This is a genomic window from Streptomyces sp. NPDC031274, from assembly GCF_055570235.1.
Genome location: NZ_JBVIHP010000244.1, coordinates 1 through 1,377, shown reverse-complemented (window position 1 = coordinate 1,377; position 1,377 = coordinate 1). Strand labels below are relative to the sequence as shown.

The following is a 1,377-nucleotide window of genomic DNA, read 5'->3' as shown; positions in this document are numbered from 1 at the left end:
CGTCGCCGAGGAACGCCTCGCCGAACTCACCCCGGAGGGCGAGGACTTCAACGCCGTCGTGTCGGGGCCCGCCGTCGACACCCCGCAGATCCGCGCGCAGGTGGGCGACGCGGTCGCCGACGTACGCAAGCAGCCGGGCATCGCCCAGGTGCCGGACCCGTACACCACCCGGGGCCTGGTCGCCCAGGACGGCAAGGCCCTCCTCATCCCCGTCGTCCTCAAGGGCGGCCTCGACGACGACGCCGAGGAGGAGACCGTCGGCGACGCGGCCGACCGCCTCCGCGAGATCACCGCGGGCGAGGTGGCGGTGAGCGGCGGACCGCTGCTCGGTGAGCAGATGGGCACAAGGGCCCAGGAGGACGTCGCACAGGCCGAGTTGATCACCCTGCCCGCCGTACTGATCGTCCTCCTGCTCATCTTCGGCGGGCTGCGTGCCGCCGGGCTCCCCCTCCTGGTCACCGTGAGCGGCGTGGCCGGCGCCTTCCTGACCCTCTACGGCTTCAGCCAGTTCACCGAGATCTCCGTTTACGCCGTCCAGATCGTCACCATGCTCGGCCTCGGCCTCGCCGTCGACTACGCGCTCCTGATGGTGATCCGCTTCCGCGAGGAGCGGGGGAAGACGCCGGACGTGGCGCAGGCCGTGCACGCGACCGTCGCCCGCGCCGGACGCACCGTCCTCTTCTCCGGCCTGACGGTGGCCATCAGCCTGTCGGGGCTCGTCTGGTTCCCCAGCCCGTTCCTGCGCAGCATGGGCCTCGCGGCCGGTGCGGTGGTCGTCGTCGACATGCTGGCGGCGCTGACCCTGCTGCCCGCGCTGCTCGCCCTGTTCGGTGGCAAGATCGCGCCGGCGGGGGCGAAATCCCGTAAATCCCGGCCGTGGACGGGTTCTTGGCGGACCGGGAGGTCCGGCGGCGCGCCCGCGCCCGAACCCGGCGCCTTCTTCGCCCGCCTGGCGCTCTTCTCCGCCCGGCGCCCGCTGGCCGTGACCACCGCCGTCGTCGCCGTACTCGCCGTCCTCGCCCTGCCCGTCTTCGGGATGCGGATCAACATCGGTGACGCCCGGCAGCTCCCGCACGACACCGAGGCCCGGCAGCTGTACGACACCGTGCGCGAGCACTATCCGGCGGGGACGGACACCGACCCCGTCCAGGTGCTCATCGGGTCCGGCGCCGACCCGGACTGCGAGGACAAGATCCGTGCCCTGCCCGGAATCAGGGCGGCCGACCGCGAGCGGCTCTCCGACGGCACGGTCCTGCTCGAGCTGACTCCGACCGGTTCGGTCGACGGCCCCACCGCCACGCGGCTCGTGGAGCAGGTGCGCGACCTCCGCAGCGACGAGCCGATCCAGGTCACCGGCAACGCCGCGAGCCTCGTCGA

1 protein-coding gene is annotated in these 1,377 nt (G+C 72.8%); it reads left to right on the top strand.

Translation table 11 applies throughout. The annotated features are described in order from the left end of the window. On the top strand, window positions 1–1,377 hold a 1,377-nt coding region (locus tag ACZ5CR_RS45350), incomplete at both ends, for an MMPL family transporter (RefSeq protein ID WP_468869578.1).